This window comes from Microbacterium sp. (assembly GCF_052102115.1).
Taxonomy (GTDB): Bacteria; Actinomycetota; Actinomycetes; order Actinomycetales; family Microbacteriaceae; genus Microbacterium.
Window position 1 is genome coordinate 1 of sequence record NZ_JBQDVP010000006.1, and the last position, 20,745, is coordinate 20,745.

The 20,745-nt window shown below is 66.3% G+C and carries 18 protein-coding genes and 2 pseudogenes; 10 read left to right on the top strand and 10 right to left on the bottom strand.

Annotated elements, in window-relative coordinates; genetic code table 11:
* Both ACTICP_RS03355 and ACTICP_RS03360 read right to left on the bottom strand, forming a co-directional pair.
* Positions 1 to 428, bottom strand: a 428-nt coding sequence (locus ACTICP_RS03355) for a DUF1775 domain-containing protein (RefSeq protein WP_441889496.1), incomplete at its 3' end; no start/stop codon positions are given.
* A gap of 97 nt (positions 429 to 525) precedes the next feature.
* Entirely contained in the window at positions 526 to 1,107 is a 582-nt protein-coding gene (locus ACTICP_RS03360; protein WP_441889498.1) for a hypothetical protein, read from the bottom strand.
* Positions 1,108 to 1,177: 70 nt separating this feature from the next.
* Here ACTICP_RS03360 and ACTICP_RS03365 point away from each other — a divergent pair, with 70 nt between their 5' ends.
* A complete protein-coding gene (locus tag ACTICP_RS03365) occupies positions 1,178 to 2,488 on the top strand; it encodes a M50 family metallopeptidase (protein WP_441889500.1) in 1,311 nt (436 codons plus the stop codon).
* Positions 2,489 to 2,491: 3 nt separating this feature from the next.
* On the opposite strand, the gene ACTICP_RS03370 is transcribed toward ACTICP_RS03365, so the two are convergent.
* Positions 2,492 to 4,381, bottom strand: coding sequence for an anthranilate synthase family protein (locus ACTICP_RS03370; protein ID WP_441889502.1), 1,890 nt, complete (start codon positions 4,379 to 4,381; stop codon positions 2,492 to 2,494).
* A gap of 188 nt (positions 4,382 to 4,569) precedes the next feature.
* On the opposite strand from ACTICP_RS03370, the gene ispG reads away from it, so the two are divergent.
* Together ispG and ACTICP_RS03380 are read left to right on the top strand one after the other, a co-directional pair.
* Positions 4,570 to 5,721 carry a flavodoxin-dependent (E)-4-hydroxy-3-methylbut-2-enyl-diphosphate synthase gene (gene ispG / locus ACTICP_RS03375; RefSeq protein WP_441889504.1) on the top strand — a complete coding sequence of 384 codons (1,152 nt, stop codon included), beginning with the start codon at positions 4,570 to 4,572 and terminating at the stop codon, positions 5,719 to 5,721.
* Positions 5,718 to 6,590 carry a hypothetical protein gene (locus ACTICP_RS03380; RefSeq protein ID WP_441889506.1) on the top strand — a complete coding sequence of 291 codons (873 nt, stop codon included), beginning with the start codon at positions 5,718 to 5,720 and terminating at the stop codon, positions 6,588 to 6,590. Before ispG ends, ACTICP_RS03380 begins: the two co-directional genes overlap by 4 nt.
* 20 nt (positions 6,591 to 6,610) lie before the next feature.
* Here ACTICP_RS03380 and ACTICP_RS03385 read toward each other — a convergent pair whose 3' ends face one another.
* The 4 genes from ACTICP_RS03385 to ACTICP_RS03400 form a co-directional block, all read right to left on the bottom strand.
* Entirely contained in the window at positions 6,611 to 8,104 is a 1,494-nt protein-coding gene (locus ACTICP_RS03385) for a DUF222 domain-containing protein (protein WP_441889508.1), read from the bottom strand.
* Between the two features lie 66 nt (positions 8,105 to 8,170).
* Positions 8,171 to 8,785, bottom strand: coding sequence for an HAD-IA family hydrolase (locus ACTICP_RS03390; RefSeq protein ID WP_441889510.1), 615 nt, complete (start codon positions 8,783 to 8,785; stop codon positions 8,171 to 8,173).
* A 37-nt stretch (positions 8,786 to 8,822) separates the two neighbouring features.
* Complete coding sequence (locus ACTICP_RS03395; protein ID WP_441889512.1) at positions 8,823 to 9,338, bottom strand: DUF2087 domain-containing protein; 516 nt, start codon at positions 9,336 to 9,338, stop codon at positions 8,823 to 8,825.
* A 208-nt stretch (positions 9,339 to 9,546) separates the two neighbouring features.
* Positions 9,547 to 10,233 (bottom strand): TetR/AcrR family transcriptional regulator, encoded by a 687-nt coding sequence (locus tag ACTICP_RS03400; RefSeq protein ID WP_441889514.1) that lies wholly within the window; start codon positions 10,231 to 10,233, stop codon positions 9,547 to 9,549.
* Between the two features lie 83 nt (positions 10,234 to 10,316).
* Here ACTICP_RS03400 and ACTICP_RS03405 point away from each other — a divergent pair, with 83 nt between their 5' ends.
* From ACTICP_RS03405 to ACTICP_RS03430, 6 genes and pseudogenes are all read left to right on the top strand, one after another.
* Positions 10,317 to 11,876: an MFS transporter gene (locus tag ACTICP_RS03405; protein WP_441889516.1), complete on the top strand. Its 1,560-nt coding sequence runs from the start codon at positions 10,317 to 10,319 to the stop codon at positions 11,874 to 11,876.
* Positions 11,876 to 12,145, top strand: a pseudogene (locus ACTICP_RS03410) (site-specific integrase); the annotation flags it as partial. The gene ACTICP_RS03405 and the pseudogene ACTICP_RS03410, both read left to right, overlap by 1 nt.
* 95 nt (positions 12,146 to 12,240) lie before the next feature.
* Positions 12,241 to 12,519 (top strand): annotated as a pseudogene (locus tag ACTICP_RS03415) (DUF6262 family protein); the annotation flags it as partial.
* A gap of 174 nt (positions 12,520 to 12,693) precedes the next feature.
* Entirely contained in the window at positions 12,694 to 13,317 is a 624-nt protein-coding gene (locus ACTICP_RS03420) for a GrpB family protein (protein WP_441889518.1), read from the top strand.
* A 614-nt stretch (positions 13,318 to 13,931) separates the two neighbouring features.
* The gene (locus ACTICP_RS03425; protein ID WP_441889520.1) at positions 13,932 to 14,339 is read left to right on the top strand and encodes a RidA family protein; all 408 of its coding nucleotides are present in this window, start codon (positions 13,932 to 13,934) and stop codon (positions 14,337 to 14,339) included.
* A gap of 51 nt (positions 14,340 to 14,390) precedes the next feature.
* Positions 14,391 to 15,299 carry an aminoglycoside phosphotransferase family protein gene (locus tag ACTICP_RS03430; protein ID WP_441889522.1) on the top strand — a complete coding sequence of 303 codons (909 nt, stop codon included), beginning with the start codon at positions 14,391 to 14,393 and terminating at the stop codon, positions 15,297 to 15,299.
* Here the strand turns inward: ACTICP_RS03430 and ACTICP_RS03435 are convergent.
* The 3 genes from ACTICP_RS03435 to ACTICP_RS03445 are packed head-to-tail and all read right to left on the bottom strand — an operon-like array spanning position 15,286 to position 19,859.
* On the bottom strand, positions 15,286 to 16,131 hold the full coding sequence (locus tag ACTICP_RS03435) for a phosphotransferase (protein WP_441889524.1): 846 nt from the start codon (positions 16,129 to 16,131) through the stop codon (positions 15,286 to 15,288). The two genes, ACTICP_RS03430 and ACTICP_RS03435, sit on opposite strands and share 14 nt — an antisense overlap.
* On the bottom strand, positions 16,128 to 17,549 hold the full coding sequence (locus tag ACTICP_RS03440) for an RNB domain-containing ribonuclease (RefSeq protein ID WP_441889526.1): 1,422 nt from the start codon (positions 17,547 to 17,549) through the stop codon (positions 16,128 to 16,130). The genes ACTICP_RS03435 and ACTICP_RS03440 overlap by 4 nt, the downstream gene beginning before the upstream one ends.
* A gap of 51 nt (positions 17,550 to 17,600) precedes the next feature.
* Positions 17,601 to 19,859: an LLM class flavin-dependent oxidoreductase gene (locus ACTICP_RS03445; RefSeq protein WP_441889528.1), complete on the bottom strand. Its 2,259-nt coding sequence runs from the start codon at positions 19,857 to 19,859 to the stop codon at positions 17,601 to 17,603.
* A gap of 108 nt (positions 19,860 to 19,967) precedes the next feature.
* On the opposite strand from ACTICP_RS03445, the gene ACTICP_RS03450 reads away from it, so the two are divergent.
* Positions 19,968 to 20,738: an isocitrate lyase/PEP mutase family protein gene (locus ACTICP_RS03450; RefSeq protein WP_441889530.1), complete on the top strand. Its 771-nt coding sequence runs from the start codon at positions 19,968 to 19,970 to the stop codon at positions 20,736 to 20,738.
* Positions 20,739 to 20,745 lie beyond the last annotated feature (7 nt).

Below are 20,745 nucleotides of genomic sequence, written 5' to 3' on the forward strand. Positions count from 1 at the left end.
ACCCACTCGTTGACGCCGGTCTCGCACTGCTGCTCGACGGGGAAGGCGAGCGACTCCGGTGCGTCTTCACCGAGGCTCACCGCCATCGTCACCTCCCCGCGCAGGTCGTGCGGAATCGGCTCCGAAGCTGTGTAGGTCACGGCCGATACGAGACCGTTGTCCGCGCGCTCGACGGCGACGTCCCACGTCGCGTCGATCGTGGGCGAGACCGACGTCAGGCCCTCGGGCATGGTGACGCGCAGCGCCGTGGTGGGCGAATCTTCGCAGCCATGGGTGAACGAGAAGGTGAGCACCGCCGACCCTTCGGGCGTGACGCTGTCAGGGCTGACGCCGACGTGCGCCTGGGCCGCGGCGGGCGCCGCGAGAACGAGCCCGGCGGCGAGGGCAGCGACGACGGCGCCGCGACGGGTGAAGCGAGTTCTGAACAAGGTTCTCTCCAATGCAAGTGCAGATCTGTTTCTGCGTGCGAACGCGCCCGACAGGCGCGGAACACCGCGAGATGAATGTGATGCGTGTGCGCCCGGATCAGGCGCGGGAGAGGAGCGGCGGCCCGCGTCGGGAGACGTCTCCGACGGACATGAACGTCACGACGATGCGCGCCGTGCGGGCGATGGATGCCGGTACCGGCCAGTCGGGCTGCGGCTGCGGCATCCGCTCGCGGAGGATCGCACGGACCCACCGAGCGATCGAGCGCAGCATGTTCTCGCCGCGCCAGAGAATGGCGACGGTGACGACGGCTGCGGCAAGGTGCGCGCCGAGCATCCCGACATCCGGTGCGATGACCTCGGCGGACTCGCCGATCGGCGCGAGGACGAGCGCGTGGTGGTGCCCCGAGGTGGCGATGGTCGGGGTGACTGTCGCGTTCAGCACACTGAACAGCACGTGGAAGATGCTCTGCGACAGGAGCACCGTCACACTGAGCCGCGTCAGGCTGAGCCGCCGGCCGACCAGGACCGCGGCGATCGGGGTGAAGAAGACGCTGAGCGCCACGATGAGCAGCGGATGCGGTGCCGCACCACCGCCCAGCGCGTGCGACACCGCGGCGATGATCGTCGCGATCGACGATGCAGCGGCCCCGCGCACGAGTCGCAGCTGCCGAGAGGTCACGCTTTCAGCCTAGTCGCGGCTTGCGCCCTCATGCGGCGGATTCCTAGTTCACGGGCAGTAGCGTTGGCTCGTGGAAATCCTGCTCTACGTCGTCGGCATCCTATTCATGCTGGTCGGCCTCGCCCTGTCGATCGGGCTGCACGAGATCGGTCATCTCGTGCCCGCGAAGCTGTTCGGCGTGCGCGTGGGGCAGTACATGATCGGCTTCGGCCCGCGGCTGTGGTCCAAGCGGATCGGCGAGACGGAGTACGGGGTCAAGGCTCTGCCTGTCGGCGGCTTCATCTCGATGTCGGGGATGTATCCGGCATCCGATGGCAAACCCGTACGCGGGGTCTTCGCGTCGCTCGTGCAAGATGCCCGCGTCGCCAACGACGAGACGATCGCCGAGGGCGCCGAAGACCGCGTTTTCTACCGCTTGCCGGTGTGGAAGCGCGTGATCGTCATGCTCGGCGGCCCGCTGATGAACCTGATCCTCGCCATGCTGATCTTCACCGTGCTGGCATCCGGCATCGGCCTGCAGCAGGGCACCACGACGATCGCCAGCGTGAACGAATGCGTGCTGCCGGCGGGCACGACGCAGACGGAGTGCGAACCGGGTGACCCGGCATCGCCCGCGGCCGACGCCGGCATCCTGCCGGGCGACGTGCTCGTCTCGATCGACGGCACGTCGGTATCGGACTTCGCCGAGGCGACCGAGATCGTGCAGGCATCGCCGGGCGAGACGCTCGACATGGTCGTCTCCCGTGAGGGAGAAGAAGTTCCTCTTTCGATCACCCCGGTCGCTGCGGAGCGCGCCCTGACGGATGCTGGCGGCCAGCCTCTTCTCGATGAGAACGGTGAGCAGGTGGTGGCCGAGGTCGGCTACGTCGGCATGGGCGCGCAGATGGGATTCGTGCCGCAGCCGATCGGCACAGGCGCCCAGATGACGGGGCAGAACGTCGCACTCGTGGGCGAGCTCATCGTTCAGCTGCCCGTGAAGCTGTGGGACGTCGGTGCATCCCTGGTGACCGGAGCGGATCGCGATCCTGATGGCCCGCTCAGCGTCGTCGGCGTCGGACGTCTCGCGGGCGAGGTCGCGGCGACGGATGCGCCGGTCCTGAACCGGTTCGTCTTCCTGCTCAGCCTCCTGGGCTCGCTCAACATCGCCCTGTTCGTGTTCAACCTGCTCCCGCTGTTGCCGTTGGACGGCGGTCACGTCGTGGTGGCGTTGTGGGACGGCATCCGGCGGGCTGTGGCGAAGCTCTTCGGTCGTCCGCCGCCCGCGCCGGTGGATGCGACCAGGCTCGTGCCGCTGACCGTCGTCGTGGCCGTGGTGCTGATTGCGATGGGCGCGCTGCTGATGTTCGCCGACGTCGTGAACCCGGTGAACCTGTTCCAGTAGTTGCTACGTCAGGGCGTGGCCGATGAGCCGCTCGAGCGTGCGGATGCCGTCGCGCGACAGGATCGACTCGAGATGCCCCTGCACGCTCGCGAAGTGCTCGCCGCGCAGCGCATAGACGTCGCCCGTTGCGGTGTCGGCCGAGATCTCTGCGGCTCCGATGCGTTCGGTGCCGGGAGCGACGCGCGCCGTGAACGTGTTGTAGAAACCGATCGACGCGTCTTCGCCGAACACCGGAACCGTCTTCTGCAGACCCTGATGCGGCGCGGACAGCGGTGCGAGGTCGATGCCGAGGCTATCGGCGAGGATCTGGTGGCTCAGGCAGACCGCGAGCAGGGGCGTGCCCTGATCGAGGCGCCGCGCGACGATCTCGCGCATGCGGACGATGCGTTCCGATGTCGTGTCGCGCGGGTCGCCGGGGCCGGGGCCGGCGACGAGCAGTTCCGCCGCGTCGATGTCAGCATCCCGCACGTCGCTCCACAGGACGATCCGCGCGTCGAGGCCGAGGTGGCGCAGCTGGTGCGCGAGCATCGTGGTGAACCGGTCTTCCGCATCGACGACGAGCGCACTGCGCCCGGCGAACGGGCCGGCGGTGCCGTCCTGCTGCGGGTTGAGCCAGAATTCGGCCAGGCGCGAGTTGCGTGAGGCGAGCAGCTCGGCGACCTCGGGGTCATCGGCGAGAGCGGCGTCTGCGCCCGGCTGATCGGGATCGGTCTCGGTCGTCGGGCCGACGTCGCGCGGGATCGCTCCGATCGCGCCGAGCACGCCGGCGGCTTTACCGTGCGTCTCGCTGACCTCGCCGTACGGGTCGGAGTGGCGCACGAGCGTCGCACCGACGGGCACGCGCAACCGACCGTTCTCGAGGTACACCGTGCGGATGAGGATCGGCGCGTCGACGTCGTGACCGCCGTCGTCGTTCGGGGTGAAGAGCGCCGCAACGCCGGAGTAGTACCCGCGCGGCGACGTCTCGTGGCGTCGGATGACCGCGCAGGCGTTCTGCATCGGAGAGCCGGTGACCGTCGGGGCGAACATCGTCTCGCGCAGAATGTCGCGCGGGTCGAGGCGGCTCCGGCCGCGCAGCATGTACTCGGTGTGGGTCAGACGAGACATCTGCTTCAGATGCGGCCCGGTGATGCGACCGCCGTCGGAGCAGACGGCGCTCATCATCTTGAGCTCCTCGTCGACGACCATGAAGAGCTCTTCGGTCTCCTTCGTGGACGAGAGGAATCCGACCAGCGTCTCCTTCGTCGCTCCTCCGGCGGGGTGGCGGAAAGTTCCCGAGATCGGGTTCATGGTGACGATGCCGTCGCGGGCGACAACGTGGGCCTCCGGGCTCGCCCCGACGGCGATGTGGCCGGGGGTGATGACGGCGAAGGTCCAGTACGCACCGCGTTCGTGGGTGAGCAGCGCACGGAACCAGGCGAGCGCTGTACTGCGTTCCTCGGCATCCACGGTCGCGGTGTAGTCGCGGCGGATGACGAAGTTCGCGCCCTCGCCGCGGCCGATCTCATCGGAGATGACCCGGGTGACGACCTCGGCGTAGTCATCGTCACTGATGTCGAATCCGGCATCCTTCAGCGGCACCGGGTCGGCAGGGAGCGCGGCGACGGTCTCGGTGCGGGACAGGTGTCGGTGTTCGTCGACGAGAAGGCAGCGCAGCGGCGTGCCGTCATTGACGGCTTCGAAGCCGCGCTCGCGCACCTGGCGGTACGGCACCATCGCGAACACTTCGCGGGGTGTGCCGTCGACGGTGAGGGGGATGTCGGCGAGCAGATCGACGTCTGAGACGTCGCCGGTGAGCAGTTCGACACTGTTCGTGCCGTCGCGTGCGATCAGCACGAAAGATGCCTCGGCATCCTGCATGAGTTCGGCGAGCAGAGCTGCGGTATCGGTCATCGAAGTCTCCTGTGCAGTGCTCCGGCTCGGGCAAACGAAAAGACCGCCCCGGAGGCGGTCTGGATTCGTGAAATGCGAACGCACCGCCTACAAGGCGGGCCACCAGGTGGTTGTGCGCATGGGCTGAAACTATCACAGTGCTGGGTGGCTTCCAGCCCTCGTCGATCAGAGCCGCGTAACCTTGAGGTGTGCCTGCAGTCAATCTTGGGATGCCGCGCGTCCCCGAAGTCCTGAGCCCCCGTCGCAAGTCCCGTCAGATCCGTGTCGGAAGGCTGCCGGTGGGTGGCGACGCTCCCGTCAGCGTGCAGTCGATGACCACGACCAAGACGACCGACATCAACGGGACCCTTCAGCAGATCGCCGAACTGACCGCGTCGGGTTGTGAGATCGTGCGGGTCGCCGTGCCGACGCAGGATGACGCCGATGTGCTGCACATCATCGCGAAGAAGAGTCAGATCCCGGTGATCGCAGACATTCACTTCCAGCCGAAGTACGTCTTCCAGGCGATCGACGCCGGGTGCGGTGCGGTGCGCGTCAACCCGGGCAATATCCGCAAGTTCGACGACCAGGTCGGCGCGATCGCGAAGGCTGCGAAGGATGCCGGTGTCTCGCTGCGCATCGGCGTGAACGCCGGCTCGCTGGATCGCCGTCTGCTCGAGAAGTACGGCAAGGCCACGCCCGAGGCGCTCGTGGAGAGTGCCGTCTGGGAGGCGTCGCTGTTCGAGGAGCATGACTTCCACGACTTCAAGATCTCGGTCAAGCACAACGACCCCGTGGTCATGGTCAAGGCGTACCGGCAGCTCGCCGAGCGGGGCGACTGGCCGCTGCATCTCGGCGTCACCGAGGCGGGCCCGGCGTTCCAGGGCACGATCAAGTCGGCCACCGCTTTCGGCATTCTGCTGTCGGAGGGGATCGGCGACACGATCCGCGTCTCGCTGTCGGCTCCGCCAGCGGAAGAGGTCAAGGTCGGGCATCAGATCCTGCAGTCGCTGAATCTGCGAGAGCGCAAGCTCGAGATCGTTTCGTGCCCGTCCTGCGGTCGCGCCCAGGTGGATGTGTATTCGCTCGCCGATTCGGTGACCGAGGGGCTGAAGGACATGACGGTTCCGCTGCGCGTCGCCGTGATGGGGTGCGTCGTGAACGGCCCGGGTGAGGCTCGCGAGGCCGACCTCGGTGTCGCGTCGGGCAACGGCAAGGGCCAGATCTTCGTCAAGGGCGAGGTCATCAAGACTGTGCCCGAGGCCGATATCGTGCAGACCCTCATCGAGGAGGCGAATCGGATCGCCTCGGAGATGGGGCCGGATGCCGCTCCTGGCACGGCGCAGGTCATCACCGCGTGATTCGTCAGGCCACGACCGTCACCTTTCCGCACGGATCCACGGCCGGGGACGGCGAGGTGCTGTTCGTCTCGTCTGACCGGGATGGCGCGATCGTCGTCGTGGATGAGACGCCTTTCCATCCGGTGGATCACACTTGGCCGGATCAGCCGGGGGATACCGGAGTTCTTCGCCGCGGCGACGATTCCGCTGTCGTCGTGGAGGCGGTCATGGCGGCCGTCAGCGACGACGGAGAATTCGCCGTTGGCACGGATATTCCGGTCAAGCGCGGTGTCGAGGGCTGGACGTGGCTGGTGGGGCACCGCCTCGACGTCGCTGAGCCGCCGTCGTGGCTGACTGGTGGGGCTGAGGTCTCTCTCGATGTCGACGCCGCTCGGCGCGCGAGTCTCAGTCGTGGGCACACGGCGTGCCATCTGGCGTCGCTGGCGCTGGATCTCGCGGTCGCCGACCTGTGGCGGAAGGACCCGGGTGCGGATGCGCTCGGCACCCCTGACTTCGAGGGACGCGCGAATCAGGCGAGCCGTATTCATGAGGACGGCAGCGTCGACGAGTACCGGCTGGGGAAGAGCCTGCGTCGCGCAGGGTTCGACACCGAGATGTTCTCGATGACACTGTCGGAGCGCGAAGCGCGGAGCAACGCGCAGCTGTCGACGTGGGTGGCATCGGGTGCGGCGAGTAGCGTCGAGACGGACGGTCCGACGATCGTCGACCGCCGCCGCTGGCGATGCGCTCTGCCCGAGGGGGATGCCGTGATTCCGTGTGGTGGCACGCATGTGAGTTCGGCGGGTGAGTTCGCGTCGATCACGGTCACGCTGGAGTTGCGCGATCCGCAGACGCTGGTCATGACGACTGCGGCGGTATCGAAGGGCTGAAATGGTTGCTGGCACCGCAGTCACGCCGCCACCCCGAAACGCTTCGGCGGGGGATCGATTCCGGACCACGCATACTCCAGGGCAAGGCGCGGTTTGAGTACGGTCTGCTCTCCCGAACGATGTCGCAGGACGAAATCATCCTGCCCTTCTCGTGTGATGCGCCACTGGCCGTGATGGAGTTCCATATGGTGGAACCGGCACAGCAGGATCCCTCGATCGATATCGGTGCGCCCGCCCTCTGAGTACATGTCGATGTGATGCGCTTCGCAGTACGACGCGGGTCTGTCGCATCCTTTCCACCGGCATCCACCGTCTCGAGCGCTCAGCGCCATCCGCTGTTTCGCGGTGAAGAGTCGGTGCTCGCGCCCGACATCGAGCGGGCTGCCGTCGGTGTCGATGGTTATCTTTGCGGTGCCGCTATCGCAGATGCGCTGTCCAGCGAATGACGCGGGGATGGCGATCAGGCCGTCTTCTGTGAGTGCGGTGCGCGAAGCATTGCCCTTCGTGTCGACCTGCTGCACGAGGCGGACTCCCGCTTGCCTCGTACCGAATACAGTCTCTGCGTCGGCCAGGGTCCCGGCGCGGAGCACATCTATGATGAGGTCGTAGGCGAGCTGTTCGTTCGTTCGCGGGTCGCCGACGAGGGCGGCTCCGCGTGCCTTTTCTTCAGCATCCACGAACCGTGGTCCGCCGCGGCGCGGGCGCAGCGCGGCATCCATGACGGTCTTCAACCAGAGGTAGCCGTCATCATCCAGCGCTGCCGAGGCATGGTACCCGCCGTCGGCGTCGGTCCAGAGGCGGAACGATCGTGCGGCATGACGTTCGAGGAAGCGCGCTTCCGCGCCATCGGGGTCCAGTTGATCGCGGATCGTTCGTGCGGCTGAGCGCAGTTCTTCCAGTGTGCGATGCGAGCTCTCGGAAACGAGCTGCTCGGCGGCCAGTGCCCAGGCTTCGCGGAACCCGAGGATCACAGCGTCGGTCGCGCCTTCGGGCTCCGGTGGTTCGCCCAGCCCTCGTCGGATCGCGTCATGCTGCTGGTTCGTGATCGTGCGTCGGAACAGTGCCGTGCGCAGCGGATCATCCCAGCGGCGTGCGCGCGTAGGCGGCGTTGCGCCTTCGGGATCGTCGCCCTGAGAATTGTCGCCCTGAGAATCGTCCTTCGGGTTTTCTTCGCTCGCCAGCAGGGATTCGCCGACGCGGCTTTGGCGCGCAGCATCCGCCTTCGACGTGCCCGTGATGTCTTGGATCAACGATGCAGAGTTGCGGTGCCCGCGTGATTGGGCGAGCCCGGAGTGCCCGGCCGTGCGCTGCGATCGTCGCGTGATGACGCCGGCTGCGACGAGGCTCACCTGTTCCGCGGCCCGCACAAGTTCTGTCGCCTGCTGCAGGAGCGTGACGACGGCTGCATCGTCGAGCGCACCGATGCTGGAGGGCAATTCCTCCGCCCGCGCGACGTCGCCGAGGAGGTCGCGCATCGTGCTGATCCCGTCGGTGATGTCGGTGAAGAAGGCCATACCTCATACTCTCGTGGACCACCGACATTCGAATAAAAGTACGAGAGGCGATCGAAAGTCGACGCGTCAATCTGCGAGAAAGCGCTCGATCGCTGCGATCGTCGCGGCGTTGTCGCGATGCAGGACCGCACGGATGCCGCATTTCTCTGCGCCTGCCTTCGGGCCCACGTTGTCATCGATGAAGAGCACGTCCTCGGCGGACGCTCCCATCCTCTTCAGAGCGGTCAGGTAGGCGCCAGCATCCGGTTTCGCGATTCCCAGTTCGTGGCTGTAGCAGATCGGATCGAAGATCGTTGAGAAGCTGAAGCGTCGCTCTTCTTCCTCACGCGCGCCGTCGCCGGAATTGGACAGGATGGCCAGGCCGGCGCGCCCTCTCAGCGACCGTGCATGATCGAGAAGCTCGTCGTTCGCTTGACCGCAGTAGGCATCCCATAACTGTGCGCGCATGGCCGCGACTTCCGCGTCGCTGATCCGCAGTGCGGCGCCGAATTTCCGCCAGTACTCGTCTGCGACGCCTGTTTGCAGCGTCGTGTCAGGCAGATCAGCGGCATCCAGACGAGCCTGTAGATCGTCGACGGACAGACCGAGGCGCCCACTCCAGCTCTCTTGCAAGTCCTGCGGCCAGCTGTGATCATCGACGAGCTCGAGGACGCCACCGACGTCATAGAGAATCCACTTCATCCGGGCAACCTAGCAGCCGCATCGCCGCGGAACATCGTCACGTGGATGTGACGGCCCGGTCGTTCTCGTTGGTGGCCACTCGGTATGCCGCTCCGGAGGGATCGCGGTCGAGGAAGCCATGGTCGACGAGGGCGCGACGCAAGCGTGCAGTGTCGTCAGTCAGGGCTGACAGCCGAGCGCCGAGCTCCGCTTCGTTCAGCGTCTCGGCCGAATCGATCACGCGCGACACGATCGCCTGCAGGAGCTCGTCCCGGTCATCAGGTTGCGTGGGATACCGGTCAATGCGTCCGTCGGGGGTGAAGAAACGCTCCGGGCCGTCCTGCGGGCGACGGCGTACGCCCTGCTGAAGCAGACTGCGCAGCCGTGCCTCATCGACGGCCCAGGTTTTGCCGGAGCGCACGATGAGTCCTGCAGACTCCAACTGAGTCAGGGCACGTTCTTCGCGGCGAGAGGGAACATCGGATGCTGCATCCAGCACCACCCGCGCGAATGCTTCGCGTGCCGCCGGGTTCGCCAACGCCGCAAGGAGAGGACGTATCGAGTCGTCGGGCATGCCCTCCACTATCTCAGAGGGGGCCGTCGCACCGGCGCCCTGGTCCAGCTATAACAGGGGAGCGAAGCCGGTCGCGTGGCGATCGAGACCACCTGACCGAAATCGATCGTTATCTAGAGTCCTGATGCTGGAAGCATGCTGTGATCTTCGGTTGGGTGTCGTGGACGGTGTCTATGACAAGGCAAGTCCGGCTATTGGCTTGGTCGCGCTACCCATCGATTCCCCGCTGATTCGGGTGTGGGGGTTGGCGTGCCTGGACACCGTCGAGAATTACATCCAGCCCTCCTGTGAACCAGTCTCGTTCGCTGGCGGGAAGCCGATGCGCGATGAGTCGGCTCAGGTGGGGGAAATCCCCCAGGTCCAGATCGTGGAGTCGGTGCTGCCAGGCACGGCCCGGGTCGTCTCCCACGTCGGCTTGCCGATCTCCCAGGGCCACGCGTGCGCTGCCCTGGACGTAGTTGTTCATCGTCATGATCGCACGGGCGGCCGCGTCCGGCATCAGCTGCAATTCCTCCAGGGCGGACAGCGCCCATTCCATGGCGGCCAGCGAGGCGGTGCCGAAGGGTGGGGTGACGGTGGCGTTGGCAGTCAGTAGCCACGGGTGAGCGAGAAACGAATCCCAGTCCTGCCGGGCAAGTATGTGCATGCATTCCCGCCAGCCCAAGCCGGTTGCGTCAGGGTACGAGTATTCGGCGGTGACCTGCTCGACCATGGCGCCGATGAGCTCGTCCTTGTCGGCCACGTGCCGGTATAGCGACATCGCTCCGGCACCGAGCCGTTCGGCAACGCGCCGCATCGTCACCGCGTCCAAACCGTCCTCGTCGGCAAGTTCGATCGCCGACGCGACGATCCGGTCGCGGGATAAAGGGCCAGACGGCCCGACTCGTGGACTCAAGCGACACCTCCGGAACCCAGTGTATCGCGATGGGTACACCGTACGCTACGGTTGTTTGCGTACGTTGTACCCAAGGAGGAACTATGTCGTCCCAAACTTCTCGTTCACTCGGTCCACGGTCGCGGTGGCTCGGACTCGCCGTGCTGACGTTGCCCGTGATATTGACCTCGATGGACATCACAATCCTGCACATCGCGATTCCGACCATCACGCATGAGTTGACCCCGAGCCCGAGCCAGACGCTGTGGGTTCTCGACGCCTATGGGTTCCTGCTGGCCGGCCTGCTCATCGTCATGGGCAACATCGGAGACCGGATCGGCCGGCGTCGGCTGCTCCTGATCGGAGCCGCAGTGTTCGGCGTGGCCTCGACGCTGGCGGCGTTCGCTCCGACCCCGGAGGTGCTTATCGCCGCACGTGCCCTGATGGGAATCGGCGGGGCCACACTCATGCCCTCGACGCTCTCACTGATACGCAACATGTTCACCGACCCGGCCGAGCGCACCCGAGCCATCGGCATCTGGACTGCGAGCCTGTCCGGGGGCATCGCGCTGGGTCCGATCATCGGCGGTCTGCTGCTCGAAGCCTTCTGGTGGGGATCGGTGTTCCTCATCAATGTGCCCGTGATCGTGCTCCTGTTGATATTGGCACCCCGCCTCGTTCCCGAGTACCGGAGCCCGACATCGGCGCGACTGGACGTGCTCAGCGTCCTACTATCCTTCGCCGCGATCATCCCGGTCGTCTGGGCGATCAAGACCGCCGCCGAGGAACTCGCACTCACCCCTGGCGCCGTGGTCGGACTGGTCGTCGGCGTACTGGCTGGCACCGTGTTCCTCATCCGGCAGCGGCGTCTCCAGTCGCCTTTGGTCGATGTCCGCCTGTTCGCCAACCCTCGTTTCAACGGTGCCGTCCTGGGGGCGGGTCTGGCGATGTTCTCACTTGTCGGCGTGATGCTCTACAGCGCACAGTATCTGCAGCTCGTTGCAGGACTGTCACCGTTGCTCGCCGCCCTTGCGATGCTGCCGATCATGGTCGCCGTCGGCGGAATGTCGGTTCTCGCATCCGTGCTCGTGCCCCGCTTCGGCTACCCCCTTGTGTTCGGGGCAGGCGCGGCCGTGGCTGCCGGGGGAATGCTTGTGCTCAGCCGGGTTCCGGTCGACGATGGCTTGATCGTCGCCGTCGTCTCATCGGCCTTCATCGGTGCAGGTATCGCCCCGATGATGACGCTCGCCACCGACGTCGTGGTCGGCTCCGCCCCGCCGAACCGCTCGGGCGCTGCATCTGCCCTGTCGGAGACCGCCGCAGAACTGGGCGCTGCGCTGGGCATCGCCGTTCTGGGCTCGATCGGTACCGCCCTGTACCGTTCACGAGTCCTCGACGGAGTACCCGACGACCTCCCTCCGGATGCCACTGAGGTCATCAGCTCGAGCCTCGGCGCAGCCATCAGCGTTGCCGAGCAACTTCCGGCTGAAGCCGCAACTCACCTCGCTGTCCTTGCCCGTCACGCCTTCGTCGACGGGCTCGGTGCCGCCACAATCACGGGAGGACTCGTCCTTGTCGCGACCGCCATCGTGTGCCCGATATTGCTCCATCGGGGAAGAACCCCAGCGCAGTCCACGCACCCGACCGCAGATACCGAGAAGTGATGAGTACGGTCGCACCGGTGAGTGGCCTGTTTGTCCAGCGGGTGCTCTCGCCGGTCGATGCCGTGGAGTCGTGGACAGTGCTGGGCGGGGACGGTGCCCCTGTGGCTCCGATTGAGCGGTATCTGGCGTACCGTACCCAGATCGAGCGGTCACCGAACACGGTCAAGGCCTACGCCCACGACCTGAAGGACTGGTTCGAATTCCTCGGGACCCAAGACCTGGATTGGCGTGAGGCGCGATTGGAGAACGTCGCCGAGTTCGTCGCCTGGCTGCGCCGTCCACCAGAATTGCGCGACGGGACGGTCCCGATCCTGCCTTCAGTGCGGCACCACTGCACTGAAGCGACGACCGCGAAGGCGGGGCGGTCACCTTCCAGATCGTCGCGCAGAAAGCGCAAGTCTCACGTTCCTGGCTCTACACCCAGCCCGACATCTGCGCCGAGATCCGACGACTCCGCGACCTCCAGCAAGGAGCCGGCGGTGCACCGCTGCCCGCGTCGCAACGTTCCACTGATGCGTCCTTACGACGCCGCCTCGAAGTTGCCAACGCTCGCGTCCGCGACCTCACCACCGAGAACCAGCAACTCCGGAAACAACTGGAACACACCCTCGGGCAACTACGGGCATCGAACCCGGCACAGTGACGAAGCCGAGCCGCTTGATGGGCGGCTCAAGATATCCGCGTCCACCAGGAAGACTTCCGATCCGCTGAGTCTCGTGCTGGACGTCATGACCACGTCTGACCAGACTCTAGATAACGATCGTTTGCGGCGGGATGCGAGGATCGGCAGGCTCACTACTCGTGGGATGGTTGCGACATGCAAACACACCCTCTCTGGCGACCTTTCAACCCTGGCGCGAATGCCGCCCGCCAGGGCGAGCGAGTCGCATCCCGACAGACAGCTCCCGGTGCCGTACAGGCACACGACGAAGACTGGGGAGAGCAATTCGAGGGGACTCGCAGGGTGCTCACGGAGTCGATTGGAGACCTCGCGCTATCGATTTCCCATGTCGGATCGACGTCAGTTCCCGGTCTTGCTGCGAAGCCTGTCATCGATGTCGACCTGATCGTTCCCGATGTGGAAGATGAACACAGCTACATGCGTCGGTTGGACGCCGCTGGGTTTCGTCTCATCTTCCGTGACGTGATGAGCGGAGATCCTCACCGCCAGCTAACGTTCGCTCGACCCAACACCAATCTGCACGTCTGGAGCCCGGGTGCTATCGAGCCGCAACGTCACGTGGTCTTCGCCGACTGGCTCAGGACGAACCCGACAGACCGGCTGCGATACAACGCCGCGAAGGCCGCCGCTTCAGCAGGGGACGGGAGTGCCCGCTATAACGATCTGAAAGCAGCTGCGGTGTACGACATCTACGAGCGAGCCTTTGCCGCTGACGCACATCACGCCCACGACCCGCACCCGCGCGCCCTCGTCGAATAGCTCGGTCTGCGGAGCGGTGTTCCGGGCAGCCATTGTGGCGACTCGGACGAGCACGCCGCTCGATCACGCCAGAAACGATCGATTTCGGCAGGAGCGCGGGCCTTGAACCGTCTCGTATTTCGTATTACTGATGAGTTCATGGGAAAGCGGATAATTCAGGGGCGCGAAGTCTCCGCCGCGCAGGTGCAGGCGTGGGCCGATGAAGCCGAGGCTGGCTACGACGTCGAGGAGCTGCAGAAGCGGTGGGGGCGTCCGCCGCGGGCCGAGCGGGCGTCGCAGGTGGTGCCGACGCGGTTCTCTGACGCAGAACTGGCTGAACTGATGGCGCGCGCCGATCGCGAGGGGCTGGATCGCTCAGCGGCGATTCGGGATGCTGTACACGCGTGGGCGCACGTGTGGTTGTCTCCCCTTCGGCACGAAAGCACGGAATCAGCGACGAGGACGCAAAGTCGGCCTCGAGATCGGTACTCGCGGGTGGCCCTTGGATGACGAGAACCCGCAGCGCGAGTTGCGCATCGGGTTAGACACCTCAGGGTGATTGCTCGAGATCGTCGTGCTGCTCTGGGATGCTCGTGAGAGGGTGAGGCAACGATCTGCCACGAGGAAGGTACATCTTGTCCAAAGCAGTAACCCTGATCCGCTCGGCTTCGCTCTCCGATGCCGCCGAGTACGCGTACGCCGCAACGGCTCCGGCGGAGGCACGGTTGATCTTTCTCGCTGGCTCATGCCCTTTGAACGAAAACGGTTCTACGGCCGGCGTCGGGGACTTCGCCGCTCAGGCGGCAAAGTGCATCGAGAACATGACTATCGCTCTGGCCGAGGCCGGTGGCGACTTGAACGATGTCATCAGCACTCGTGTTCTGGTTGCGTCGTCGCAACAATCAGATCTGGTCATCGCTTGGGACGTCGTACGTGATGCGTTCGGCGAGCACGATGTGCCGAGCACCCTCCTCGGCGTCACCGTTCTCGGATACGACGACCAGCTCGTAGAGATTGAAGCGATAGCCGCCGTCCGAGACTGAAAACGCGATTGGCGCGCACAGACCCCGCCGCCACCCAACTATCGTCGAAACATGAAGATGCACGATGACCAGCTCGATATCGACGCTGACATCACGCGCTCCCTGATTGATGAGCAGTTCCCGCAGTGGCGGGCGGAGCCGGTTCGCCGGGTCGCCGGGCACGGAACAGTGAACGCCATCTTCCGGATCGGTGAGCACCACGCTGCCCGATTCCCGTTGAGCGTGGCCGCACCCGACCACGTCAGGGCCGCACTCGTCCGCGAAGCGGCGGCGATGAACGAACTCGTGGTGGCATCTCCTGTCCCGACCCCAGTTCCCGTCGCGATCGGCGAACCCGGATCGGACTATCCACTGCCCTGGTCGATTCAGACGTGGGTTCCGGGGGAGATCGCGACTCCGGATGCCGCCTCGCACTCGACAGCATTCGCCCACGACCTCGCGCGCCTCGTGCAGTCTCTCCGCCACGCCGACACCCGAGGACGGCCGTTCAGCGGGCAGGGTCGCGGCGGCGACCTCCGAGACTCCGACTCCTGGATGGCCACGTGCCTCCATGAGAGCGAGGGGATGCTGCCGGTCGAAGAACTCCGCGACATGTGGGCCCGCGCACGAGAGCTGCCCGACGCCACCGGTCTCGCGATGACTCACGGAGACCTGATTCCCGGGAACCTGCTGCTCGACGGCGACCGGCTCAGCGGCGTGATCGATGGCGGAGGCTTCGGCCCGACCGACCCGTCGCTCGACCTCGTCGCGGGGTGGCATCTGCTGGATGCCGACGCCCGCGCCGTTTTCCGAGACGAGCTTGGCGCTGACGACCTCGAGTGGCACCGAGGTGCGGCGTGGGCGCTCCAACAGGCCATGGGCCTCGTCTGGTACTACGCCGCATCCAACCCGCCGATGAGCGCGCTCGGCCGCAGCACGCTGCGCCGCCTCCTCGCCGCCGACGATCTCAGAACGCCGTGAGCGCCTCGTCCAGCATCCGGTGCCCCTGCACTTCGAACGCCTCCTCGCCGACCTGGAATGCCCAGCAGGCCGTGCCGACCGCCTCTTGCAGGCGTGCGAACCGCCAATCATCGGCGGCTCGCGGATCCTCGCCGTAACCGTCGAAGAACGCGGCCTCCAACTCGGGATGCCGTCGCCACTGCTGGGCGGCAAGACGGGTGAGATCCGTCGCAGCGGGACGGAACGCGAATCGCCCGAAGTCGATCACGCGCACGATGCCGTCGTCGATCAGCCAGTTGCGCGGTTGCCAGTCCCCGTGAGTTGGTACGACGTGGGCCGGTGCAGCCGGTTCTGACTGCAGGATGCGCCGAGCCGCTGCCGCGGCATCCGCATCCACACGATGCGTGCCGTCCAGCCATGACAATGCTCGACCATTCGTGCGTGCCCAGTATCCGGCATCCTCCCGGGCCTCCTGACGATGAAGCGTGCGCAACAGCGTACCGGCGAGGGTGTAGGTCTCGGGCTGCTTCTCCGCTTCCGTGCCCTCCACCAGGCGCCCAGGGAGATAGTCGAGGATCATCACTCTCAGCGACGAATCGGCAGCGCGAAGTCGCGCGGCGCTTCCAGCCGCGACGAGCGAGCGCGTGTACTCCGGATGCGCGGCGATCTCGCGGTCGACGTGGTGATTGCTCGTGCCGCCCGCTTTGACGACGACGTCACCCTCTGCGCATTGCACGTGCAGAACGATCGATTCCACCAGGTTCCACGACATGTCGTGCACGGATTGCGGGTCTCCCAGCCGCTGATGAACCCAGTTCCGTTGCTCACGCGACAGTCGGTCCCATGCACTCACACCGCGAACTCCATCTCACCCTTCGCGATGTCCGCACGCACGACCTTCAGCATCACCGTCTCGCCGGGCTTCGTCCCCACCGGCACCGGGGCGGATGCCGTCACCGCAGGGTCTGCGATCTGAATGCCCGCGCGCTCGCCGTCGTTGCGGATCTCGATCACGGTCGCTTCGATCGTCGAACCGACCAGTGGCTTCACCAGCGCAGCTTCGACGCGATTGATCGTGTCGGCGTTCAGTCGCGACGCGCGCTGTCCCGAAGACTGCATCAGCCCCGGGAGTTCGGCGAGCGACTCGCACGCCCACGCCGGTACCCCCGAACCATCCGAAATGCCGAGGCAGATCGCCAACGCCCAACGGTCGACCAGGCGTCGCAGGGGAGCGGTGGCATGGGCATACGGCGCCGCGATCGCCGCCTGCTCGAGATCTGCGGGAACGGATCCGTCGAACGTCACGTATCCGGCCCCGCGGAACAGCGAAGCCGCCGCCTGCAGCACCGGCAGGGTCAGCGGGTCGGCGCGGTCCAGCCCGCGCAAATACTCGCCGTACTCACCGTCCGTCCACGGGCGGCCGAGCGCTTCGGTCTGGCGACGGAATGTCTCGAACGCCTCGGCATCCGGCTCCGGCATCGTCCGCAGCACACCGACCTTCGCCTCGACCATGAGGGATGCCGCGGCCATCCCCGTCATCAGCGACAGCTGCGCGTTCCATTCCTCGACCGGCAGGGGACTGCGGCGCTCGATCGAGTAGGTGCCGTCGTCGAGCTGCACGACCTCCTCATCGGGCATGTTGAGGCTCGCCCCGCCGCGTTCCTGCTCCTTCGCGATGCGCAGTTCTCCGATCTCGCGCAGCAGGGATGCGGGGGATTCCTCACCGGCATCCAACGCCTTCTGCGTGCTCTCGTAGTCGAGCTGCCCGCGCGAGCGGATCAGCGCCCGCTCCAGTCGGAAGTCATCCACGTCTCCCGACGACGACAGCGCGAATGTCCACACCAGCGCGGGCCGATCCACATCCGGCAGCAGTGACGCACTGCCCTCGCTCAGCTCACGCGGATGCAACGGGATCGACCCGTCCGCCGCATACAGCGTCTGTCCGCGCTCACGCGCCTCGGCATCCAGCGCTCCGCCCGGCGTCACGAACGCCGGAACATCCGCGATCGCGTAGCGCACCTCGAACCCCTCGCCGCTGCGGGAGAGATGGAACGCCTGGTCGAGATCCTTCGAGCCGACCGGATCCAAGGTCGCGAACGGCACATCCCGCAGATCGAGTTCAGGCGCGGGAGGCGAGACCGAGGAAGCCTCGGCGATCGCTTCCGGAGAGAACTCGGTCGGCGCCTCGGCAGCGACCCGCAGCGCGGCCAGCGCCTCTGCGAGCTCACTCTGTGCAGCGGACGGGGCGACATGAGATCGGCGCTGAGGCATGCCCCCAGCCTAGACAGGCAGTGGCTTTCCCTGTTCTGACGCGCGACCGCGTCAGGCCGCGATGCCGTCGCCGCCCTGGTCACCCGGTCCTTCGGCAACCGCCCCCGTGCAGACGGCGAAGTTGTCGCGGAAGAGACCAACAGGATCGTAGCGACGCTTCACCTCGCGCAGTCGTGCGAGGGTCGCTGGCGGGAACGCCTTTGCCAACAGGGTCGGATCCGTGCGGGATTCGAAGCTCAGATAGAGACCGTCGAAGTGTTGCTCCAGCTCGCCCCACAGCTGGTCGAATTCCTCACCGTGACCGATAGCCGCGATCGAGAACTCAGCGTCGCGGAACGCATATGCGGTCGCGTCGGTCGGTACGTCGGCGATCGCGCCGCCGACGGCCCGGAGCTGGAACCATGGCGCTGACCCCGAGTGCACGATTCTCGCGATGGTGGCCGCGGCCTCATCATCTATGGCGCCGATGAGACCGGATCGGAACGCGGGCTCACCCTCTCCGCTGTGCGCGGCATCCGATGCATTCGCCATAACGTCCGCATAGGACGCGAGTTGCACGGATTGCCCGACAAGTGGGGCGAGCTGCGCGAACGGCTGCAGACGCTCGACAATCGTGTCGGGGTCAGCGCTGTCGACGACGCCGTACACCTGGGCGATCGGGGGTTGCCCGCGGCGAGACGGAGCGAGGATCGCGAACAGCGTGACATCGCGCCGCGCTCCACGCAGCGTGTCCGAAAATCGTCGTACGAAATCAGCTGTGTCGGAGGCATCGAAGGCGAGCTGCACCCAGCCGACGTCACCGATGGTGGCTGCTTCGAACTCGAGTGCCACAGCGATGCCGACGTTGCCGCCGGCGCCGCGTAGGGCCCAGAACAGGTCGGGGTTCTCCTCTGCTGAGGCTCGTACGATCCGGCCGTCGGAGAGAACGACGTCTGCCGCGACGAGTCGATCGATCGTGAGACCGTGCTCGCGGCCGAGGAACCCGACACCGCCGGCTGTGCCGAGACCGCCGACGCCGACGCCGCCGTAGTCGCCGGAGCTCAGCGCCCACCCGTACGGCTCCAGCGCACGAGCGACGTCCATCCAACGGGCGCCGGGGCCGATCCGCACGCGCCGGGTGCTCTCGTCGAGGACCTCGATTTCCGAAAGGGCGCGAAGGTCGATCACCAGGCCGCCATCGTTCGTCGAACGTCCGCTGATGCCGTGGCCGCCGGAGCGCACTCCGAGTGGGAGGTGGGTGTGTCGGCGCGCGAAACGTACGGCATCCACGACCTCCTCGGGTGTGCGTGGCCGCAGGACGATCCCTGGCTGGCCGCCGCGGAGATAAGTGGAGCGGACGCTTCGATAGTCGAAGTCGCCCGGTTCGATGGCGGCATCGCGAAGGGACTCCGGGAGCTCGTCGTATGCGATGCGCTCGGCGCGTGCCGCAAGTGCAGCCATAGTACGACCAGGCTTGCTGGTACCGGAGCGGGCGCGTTCGGCGGCGACCGACTCGCGCACCGCAGGCGCGATCTCATCTGCGAACTCCTGCAGGAAGCGGGGGTCATCGCTGGCGACGATGAAGGTCGAGACACCATCCTCGATGGCGAGTGCTGCGAGCTGGTCGGCAGACTCTCGCCCGGAGATGTTCAGCAACCGCTCGATCTCGTCGGGCTTGCGCCCGCTGTCGGACGCCGCGTCATCGATGCGCGCGTTGCCGGCCGGGTGGTCGCCCGGCTTCATATATGCGAGCGAGGGCAGCCATCCGTCAGCGAGGCGACCGGTGAGCCGCAACATGCGCGGCTTCAAGGCACCGATCCAGATCGGCACGCGGTGTGCAGGTGATGGGCCGCGCTTTGCGCCATCGACCGGGTAGTACTGGCCGCCGCGGACGACGGCGCGGGAATCGGTGTCCCACAGGTCACGGATCAGCGGTATCGCCTCGGCGACCGCCTCGACCGCCTGGCCGGTGGTGAGGCGCTGTGTCCCCATCGCTTCAATCGCGTCCCAGAACCCGCCGGCGCCGAGCCCGAGCGCGAATCGACCGCCGGAAAGCAGATCGAGGGATGCAGCGGCTCGGGCAGTGACGGGCGCAGGGCGCAGCGGCAGGTTCAGCACGTTCGGCGCGATCTCGATCGTCGCCGTCGAAGCCGCGGCGTACGACATCAGCGTCCATGTATCGAGGAACGCAGGCTGATACGGGTGGTCCTGGAACGTGGCGAGGTCGTAGCCGAGACGCTCGCTCAGCTGCGCCAGCTGCACGGGCCGTTGCGGGTCTGTCGCGAGCGGGGTGAGAAAAGTTCCGAACCGAATCGGGTACCCGTAGTCCATGCTGAGCAGAACGCTCTATTCGTCAGAATGATTCCCGCTTTCGCGGTGACCGCGGTCGAATGATCATCGGCCGCGTCCTGCACCTCGCTCAGGCATTAGCTTGGAGATATGACCGCTGCAGACAAAGCTCAGAAGCTCCGTTCGCTCTACGACGCCCCGCAGATCCTGCGCGTCGTCAACATCTGGGACGTCGTGTCGGCCACGGCCGTCGCCGATCTTCCCGAGACCGCCGCGCTCGCCACCGCCGGTCACTCCATCGCCGCGACCTACGGGTACCCCGACGGCCAGATCCCACGCGAGCTCATGATCGACATGATCGGCCGCATCGCAGCATCCACCGACCTTCCCGTCAGCGCCGACCTCGACGACGGATACGGCGACGCGGGGGAGACCACTCGCCTCGCCATCGGCGCCGGCATCGTCGGTGCGAACGTCGAAGACCGTCTGAAGCCCCTCGCCGAATCCGTCGCCGCCGTCGAGGCGATCGTGAAGGCCGGTGAAGCCGAGGGCGTGCCCTTCGCCCTCAATGCCCGCACCGATGCGTTCGTCCGCGCCGGCGACCGCCCCATCGAAGAGAGCATCACGGATGCCATCGAGCGCGGCCGTGCGTTCCTCGAAGCCGGCGCGACCTGCGTGTTCGTGCCCGGCATCCTGAACGCCGACGTCACCACGCAGCTCGTCGACGGCATCGGCCGGGGCAAGATCAGTGTGATCGGCCTGCCCGGGGCGCTCACGGCCGCGGAGTACGAAGCTCTCGGTGTCGCCCGCATCTCCTACGGCCCGATGATCCAGCGCGTCGGACTCACGGCCGTGCAGGACGTCGCTGCGAGCCTGTACGCCGACGGAGTCATTCCCGAGGGGACGCGCGCGCTCAACTAGTCCCTAG

What these genes read in the sequence shown, in the direction of transcription:
- ACTICP_RS03370 (WP_441889502.1), bottom strand. Translation starts at nt 4,381, where the DNA reads ATGACCGATACCGCAGCTCTGCTCGCCGAACTCATGCAGGATGCCGAG.
- ACTICP_RS03385 (WP_441889508.1), bottom strand. Translation starts at nt 8,104, where the DNA reads ATGGCCTTCTTCACCGACATCACCGACGGGATCAGCACGATGCGCGAC.
- ACTICP_RS03390 (WP_441889510.1), bottom strand. Translation starts at nt 8,785, where the DNA reads ATGAAGTGGATTCTCTATGACGTCGGTGGCGTCCTCGAGCTCGTCGAT.
- ACTICP_RS03395 (WP_441889512.1), bottom strand. Translation starts at nt 9,338, where the DNA reads ATGCCCGACGACTCGATACGTCCTCTCCTTGCGGCGTTGGCGAACCCG.
- ACTICP_RS03405 (WP_441889516.1), top strand. Translation starts at nt 10,317, where the DNA reads ATGTCGTCCCAAACTTCTCGTTCACTCGGTCCACGGTCGCGGTGGCTC.
- ACTICP_RS03420 (WP_441889518.1), top strand. Translation starts at nt 12,694, where the DNA reads ATGCAAACACACCCTCTCTGGCGACCTTTCAACCCTGGCGCGAATGCC.
- ACTICP_RS03430 (WP_441889522.1), top strand. Translation starts at nt 14,391, where the DNA reads ATGAAGATGCACGATGACCAGCTCGATATCGACGCTGACATCACGCGC.
- ACTICP_RS03440 (WP_441889526.1), bottom strand. Translation starts at nt 17,549, where the DNA reads ATGCCTCAGCGCCGATCTCATGTCGCCCCGTCCGCTGCACAGAGTGAG.
- ACTICP_RS03445 (WP_441889528.1), bottom strand. Translation starts at nt 19,859, where the DNA reads ATGGACTACGGGTACCCGATTCGGTTCGGAACTTTTCTCACCCCGCTC.
- ACTICP_RS03450 (WP_441889530.1), top strand. Translation starts at nt 19,968, where the DNA reads ATGACCGCTGCAGACAAAGCTCAGAAGCTCCGTTCGCTCTACGACGCC.